At 69.4% G+C, this 6339-nt stretch carries 7 protein-coding genes; 5 read left to right on the top strand and 2 right to left on the bottom strand.

The window, feature by feature from the left end; translation table 11 throughout:
* Window positions 1-1281 (bottom strand): MFS transporter (locus DCI01S_RS15635; RefSeq protein WP_082767878.1); only part of this gene is annotated, 1281 nt, incomplete at its 3' end.
* A 158-nt stretch (window positions 1282-1439) separates the two neighbouring features.
* On the opposite strand from DCI01S_RS15635, the gene glmU reads away from it, so the two are divergent.
* The 4 genes from glmU (at window position 1440) to DCI01S_RS15615 (ending at window position 5173) form a co-directional block, all read left to right on the top strand.
* Entirely contained in the window at window positions 1440-2921 is a 1482-nt protein-coding gene (gene glmU / locus DCI01S_RS15630) for a bifunctional UDP-N-acetylglucosamine diphosphorylase/glucosamine-1-phosphate N-acetyltransferase GlmU (protein ID WP_061230078.1), read from the top strand.
* On the top strand, window positions 2918-3895 hold the full coding sequence (locus tag DCI01S_RS15625; RefSeq protein WP_061230077.1) for a ribose-phosphate diphosphokinase: 978 nt from the start codon (window positions 2918-2920) through the stop codon (window positions 3893-3895). The genes glmU and DCI01S_RS15625 overlap by 4 nt, the downstream gene beginning before the upstream one ends.
* Window positions 3896-3902: 7 nt before the next feature.
* Window positions 3903-4244 carry an arsenate reductase (glutaredoxin) gene (gene arsC / locus DCI01S_RS15620; protein WP_061230076.1) on the top strand — a complete coding sequence of 114 codons (342 nt, stop codon included), beginning with the start codon at window positions 3903-3905 and terminating at the stop codon, window positions 4242-4244.
* 296 nt (window positions 4245-4540) lie between these two features.
* Window positions 4541-5173 (top strand): 50S ribosomal protein L25/general stress protein Ctc, encoded by a 633-nt coding sequence (locus DCI01S_RS15615; RefSeq protein ID WP_061230075.1) that lies wholly within the window; start codon window positions 4541-4543, stop codon window positions 5171-5173.
* A 315-nt stretch (window positions 5174-5488) separates the two neighbouring features.
* Here DCI01S_RS15615 and DCI01S_RS15610 read toward each other — a convergent pair whose 3' ends face one another.
* Window positions 5489-6106: a LysE/ArgO family amino acid transporter gene (locus DCI01S_RS15610; RefSeq protein WP_061230074.1), complete on the bottom strand. Its 618-nt coding sequence runs from the start codon at window positions 6104-6106 to the stop codon at window positions 5489-5491.
* A gap of 68 nt (window positions 6107-6174) precedes the next feature.
* Between DCI01S_RS15610 and DCI01S_RS15605 the strand changes: the two genes are divergently transcribed.
* Window positions 6175-6339: LysR family transcriptional regulator (locus DCI01S_RS15605; RefSeq protein ID WP_156482637.1), on the top strand; the 165-nt coding region annotated here is incomplete at its 3' end.

The following is a 6339-nucleotide window of genomic DNA, read 5'->3' as shown; positions in this document are numbered from 1 at the left end:
GCCCTTCGCACCCCGCTCGACCGCGCTGCGGACGGTGTAGCGCAGGAACGCCGGGAACGCGACCGCGCAGATCACCACGCCGACCACGACGAGCACGCCGCCGCCGGCCGCCGCGACCGCGGTGCCCACCGACGCCGCCGCCACGCCGTGGGCGACGTCGCCGATGCGGGGGCCGCCGGCCACCACGACGATGAACACGCCCTGCAGGCGCCCACGCATCTCGTCTGTGGCCGACTCGAGCAGGATGGCCTGACGGAACGCGGCCGAGACCATGTCCACGGCACCGCCGAACGCGAGGGCCGCGAGCGCCAGCCACAGCCACCAGGCCGAGCCCTCGGGTGAGACCGCAGCGACGAACACGCCGAACGCGACCATCGCCAGACCCCACAGCGCCACGCACACCAATACCGCCAGGCCCTGCCGTCGCACACGCGGGATCCAGCCGGAGAAGACGCCGCCCAACACGGCGCCGACGCTCATCGCGGCGAACAGGAGCCCGAGCGCGGTCCCGCCGGTCGGGGGGTCACCGAAGGACTCGGTGGCGATCTGTGGGAAGAGCGCCCGAGGCATGCCGAAGACCATGGCGATGATGTCCACGAGGAACGAGGCCAGCAGGATGCGGCGGGTGGCCAGGTAGGCGAACCCGTCGATCACCGACCGCAGCCCGACCGAGGGCCGCTCCCCCGCCACCGGCTGGGGTGGGAGCCGGTAGACGGCGTACAGCGTCACCAGGAGCGCCACCGAGTCCAGGAGATACAGCGACTCCAGCCCGAGCACCGGGATGAGGATGCCCGCCGAGAGCGGTCCGACGATCGCGCCGAACTGCATGACGGTCATGTTGAGCGCGGAGGCGGAGGCGAGTTGGTCGGACGGGACGAGTCTCGGGATGATCGCCGACCGGGTGGGCTGGTTGACCGCGAAGAACGCCTGCTGTACGGCGAGCAGCCCCATCACCAGCCACACGTTCTGGTTCCCGGCAGCGGCCTGCAGCCAGAACAGCGCAGCGGTCGCGATGAGGCCGGTGGTGGTGATCATGAGCAGCGTGCGCCGGTCGAACGCGTCGGCCAGCGCCCCGCCCCACAGGCCGAACACGATGAGCGGCACGAGCGCGAACACGCCGGTGAGCCCCACGTACGCCGAGCTGCGGGTGATCTCGAAGACCTGCTGCGGCACCGCGACGAGGGACAGCTGCGCGCCGATGACCGTGACGATGTTGGCGAGCCACAGTCTGCGGAAGTCTGGCTGCCTCAACGGCCGGGTATCGGCGAGCTGGCGCCTCAGAACTGACACCCGGGGCAGGCTACTCGGCTGCGAGACGGTCCGGATCGTCGGAGTGACCCTCTATCCTCAGACGCGAACGTCCAACACTGTCGGCGGTTGCACATATGTTGCGCAGCCGCCCATCCCCCACAGGGCGCTGCCACGCCCGAGGAGATTTGATGACGACACCGCAGACCGATCGCACCCAGACCGCGGTCATCGTCCTGGCCGCCGGCTCCGGCACCAGGATGAAGAGCGCCACCCCCAAGATGCTGCACCGCGTGTGCGGGCGGACCATGCTCGGTCACGCCCTGCACGCCGCGGCGGGGATCGAGCCGGACGCGATCGTCGTGGTGGTGGGCCATCAACGCGAGCAGGTCTCCGCCGCGGTGGACGAGTTGTCATCCGAGCTCGGTGTGCCGGTCTCCACCGCCGTCCAGGAGGAGCAGAAGGGCACCGGTGACGCGGTCGCGGCCGGGATGTCGGGGTTGCCCGCCGACTTCTCCGGCACGGTCCTCGTGACCACCTCCGACATCCCGCTGCTCGATAGCGAGACGTTGCGCGAGGTGGTGAGCCGCCACGACATGCGGCCGCGGGCGGCGGTCACCGTCCTGACGTCGACGGCGCCCGACCCCACGGGGTACGGCCGCATCGTGAGGAACGACGACGGCGAGGTGCTCAGGATCGTCGAGCACAAGGACGCCTCGGAAGACGAGAGGGCGATCAACGAGGTCAACTCCGGCATCTACGCGTTCGACGCGCAGGTCCTGCGGGACAAGCTCGGGCAGCTGAGCACCGACAACTCGCAGGGCGAGCTGTACCTCACCGACGTCATCCAGTTGGCCCGGCAGGCCAACGGACTCATCCGCGGGCACCGCGTCGAGGACGCGGACCTCGTGGCGGGCGTCAACGACCGTGTGCAGCTGGCCGCCCTGGCCAGCGAGATGAACCGCCGGCTGTGCGAGTCGGCCATGCGCGCCGGGGCGACCATCGTCGACCCGTCCAGTACGTGGCTCGACGTGGGCGTGGAGATCGGCCGCGATGTGACGATCCTTCCCGGTGCCCACCTCGCGGGCGCGACCGTCGTCCACGACGGCGCGACCATCGGCCCAGACACCACCCTGCAGGACACGACCGTCGGCGAGGGGGCCTCGGTCGTGCGTTCACATGCGGTGAGCGCCACAGTCGGGGATGGTGCCGAGGTGGGCCCGTTCGCGTATCTGCGGCCCGGGGCGGACCTCGGCGCCAACACCAGGATCGGCACGTTCGTCGAGGTCAAGAAGTCTACGATCGGCGCCAACACCAAGGTGCCGCACCTGACCTACGTCGGTGACGCGACCATCGGTGAGCACACCAACATCGGGGCGTCGAGTGTGTTCGTCAATTACGACGGGGTGAACAAGAACCGTACAGTGATCGGCGATCACTGCCGCACCGGTTCCGACACCATGTTCGTCGCACCGGTGACCGTCGGAGACGGGGCCTATTCGGGCGCGGGTACCGTGATCAAGGACGACGTCCCGCCGGGTGCCCTCGCGGTGTCCGGAGGACGGCAGAGGAACATCGACGACTGGGTGATCAAGAACCGGCCGGATTCCGGTTCGGCAGAGGCTGCCCGTCGTGCCCGGAACGACTCCCAGAAGGACGGACTCACACAGTGAGCGACTGGATCGCCAACCAGAAGAACCTGATGTTTTTCGCGGGGCGCGCACACCCCGAACTCTCCGATCAGGTGGCCGCGGAACTCGGCGTCGAGGTCACCCCCCAGACCGCCCGTGACTTCGCGAACGGCGAGATCTTCGTCCGTTTCGAGGAGTCCGTCCGAGGCTGCGACGCCTTCGTGATGCAGAGCGCCCCGGCTCCGCTGAACAAGTGGATCATGGAGCAGCTCATCATGATCGACGCGCTCAAGCGCGGCAGCGCCAAGCGCATCACCGCGGTTCTGCCGTTCTACCCGTACGCCCGCCAGGACAAGAAGCACCGCGGCCGCGAGCCCATCTCGGCCCGCCTCATCGCCGATCTGCTCAAGACCGCGGGCGCTGACCGGATCATCACGGTCGACCTGCACACCGACCAGATCCAGGGCTTCTTCGACGGCCCGGTCGACCACATGCACGCCCAGGGCCAGCTGTCGGACTACGTCCGTCAGCACTACGGGACGGACAACATCGTCGTGGTCTCCCCCGACGCCGGCCGCGTCAAGGTGGGCGAGAAGTGGGCCGACGCCCTCGACGGCGCCCCGCTCGCGTTCGTCCACAAGACCCGCGATCCCAACGTGCCCAACCAGGTCAAGTCCAACCGCGTGGTCGGTGACGTCGAGGGCAAGACCTGCGTCCTCATGGACGACATGATCGACACCGGTGGCACCATCGCCGGCGCCGTCAAGGTGCTCAAGGACGCCGGTGCCGGTGATGTCATCATCGCCACCACCCACGGCATCTTCTCCGACCCGGCCGCCGAGCGTCTCGCCACCTGCGGGGCCAAGGAGGTCATCACCACCGACACGCTGCCCATCCCGCCGGAGAAGCGGTTCGAGAACCTCACCGTGCTGTCCATCGCGCCGCTGCTGGCCCGGACCATCCACGAGGTGTTCGAGAACGGCTCGGTGACCAGCCTGTTCAACGGTTCCGCGTAGGCCGACCATGGGCGCGACGATCTACCACAACCCCCGCTGCTCCAAGTCGCGGCAGGCCCTCGAGCTGCTGCGCGAGCGGGGTGTGGAGCCGACGATCATCAAGTACCTCGACACCCCGCCCACCGTCGAGGAACTGCGCACACTGATCGCCGACGCCGCGCTCACGGTGCGGCAGGCCGTCCGCGTCAAGGAGGCGGAGTTCACCGAGCTCGGCCTCATCGATGCCTCGGATGACGAGCTCCTCGCCGCGATGGTCGCCCACCCGCGACTGATCGAGCGGCCCTTCGTCGTCACCGACAAGGGCACCCGCCTCGCGCGTCCCACGGCGGAGGTCGAGGAGATCCTCTGACCCACCGCCCCGGCTGACCCACTGCACCTGCTGGCCCACCTAGCCGGGACAGCGCCCGACCCGCCGCCCCACACCCGGGGCGGCGGGTCGGGCGATTTTGGGCGCCGCACCCCGCAGCGCTAGGCTGGTCGGGTCATCTCGGCGAGGGAGGACCCGCATCAACCCGGGTCACTCCGTTATCGACGCGATCATTGTCGGTGTGGTTCCCAGTGGACCGGCCTCGACGATCGTCTCGATCGCCGAGGAGGTACCACTCGTAGAGCGTCACGCTCTCCCACTCCGACGAAAAGGCAGTCATGGCCAAGGAAATCAACAACCTCAAGACCGTCACCCGCACCGAGTTCGGCAAGGGCTCCGCCCGCCGCGCCCGTCGTGAGGGCCAGGTGCCGGCGGTGCTGTACGGCCACCACACCGAGCCCCGCCACCTCCTGCTCAACGCGCTCGAGTTCGCCGCCGTGCTTCGTGCGCACGGCACCAACTCCCTGCTCACCCTCGACATCGAGGGTGAGGAGCAGCTCGCGCTGCCCAAGCAGATCGATGTGCACCCGCTGACCCGCGTCATCGAGCACACCGACCTGCTCGTGGTGAAGAAGGGCGAGAAGGTCGTCGTCGAGGTCGCCGTGATCCTCACCGGTGAGGCCGCCCCCGGCACCCTGGTCACGACCGACGCCGACTACATCGAGATCGAGGTCGAGGCGACCGACATCCCCGAGGAGTTCGAACTCTCGCTCTCCGGTGTCGAGGCCGGCACCCAGTTCACCGCCGCGGACATCACGCTGCCCTCCGGCGCGACCCTGGTCTCCGATCCGGAGACCCTGCTGGTCAACGTCATCGAGGCGCCGTCCGAGTCCGACCTCGAGTCCGACGAGGAGTCCGCGCCGCAGGGCGAGGCCGCCGAGGACGCCGCGAAGGCCGCCGAGGAGGACTGATCCCCTTACCGCCGTCCTACAGCGGCGAGGAGGCCACGGGCCCGGAGGCGACCAGAGTGTCGTCCCGGGCCCGTTCCATTTCCCCACCCCAACACGCTTCCCCGTCTGGCGTATCGCTCCAGCGAATGGCTCCTCGCCCCCGTGCCTGGCGTCTCGCCCCAGTGCCCGGACGCTCGAATCCGTCGCCGCTCCCCGGGATGGCGTCTGGCCGGCCCGCCGGCGCGCGCGAGATGCCATGCCGGCGCGCGGCTGCGACGGGCCCTGCGGATTCACACGGCGCGCGGCTGCGACGGGCCCGGCGCGCGAGCGAGCGGATCAGCCGCGGATGAGCCCCGCCGCGAGCACGAACATCATCACGGCGATCGCCCCGTCGAGCACACGCCACGCCCCCGGCTTGGCGAACAACCCGCGGAGCGCCTTGCCGCCGAAGCCGATGAGCGAGAACCACACTGTGCCGGCGAGGAACGCCCCGGCTGCGAACACCCACCGCAGGTCCCCGCCCTGCTGGTTGGCGATGGTGCCGAGGAACACCACGCAGTCGAGATAGGCGTGCGGGTTGAGCCAGGTGAACGCCGCGCACGCCGCCACCGCCCCCATCGTCGACGGCACGCGGCCGGAGCCGTCGGCCCGCAACCCTTCCCCCGGCCGGATCGCGCGGACCGCCGCGAACGTCCCGTAGGCCACGAGGAACGCCACTCCGATCCACGTCATCACCGTGAGCGCACCCGGCGCCGTCTCGATGAGCGCACCCACCCCGGCTACTCCGAGCAGGATGAGCGCCGCCTCGGAGAGCACGCAGAACACGACGATCGGCACCATCGACACGTCCCCGCGGATCGAGCGCTGCAGCACATACGCGTTCTGCGCGCCGACGGCCGCGATGAGTCCGAGGCCGATGCCTGCGCCCATGAAGAGAGTGGAAGTGGTGGTCACCCCCTCAATCTAGGCAAGCGTCCACCAGTAGTGCGACTGCAGTTTCTGCTCTAGCATCAGCTGTACTTATGAACCCTCTGCAGCTGGACCAGCTCCGCACGCTCGTCGCCGTGGTGGATCTCGGATCGTTCGAGGCCGCCGCCGCGCACCTGCACATCACCCAGTCCGCGGTGTCCCAGCGGATCCGCGCTCTCGAGGAGTCCGCCGGCCGCATCCTCGTGCGCCGCGACCGA

It is taken from the genome of Dietzia cinnamea NBRC 102147 (assembly GCF_001571065.1).
Lineage (GTDB): Bacteria > Actinomycetota > Actinomycetes > Mycobacteriales > Mycobacteriaceae > Dietzia > Dietzia cinnamea.
This window is presented reverse-complemented; position numbering and strand designations above follow the sequence as displayed.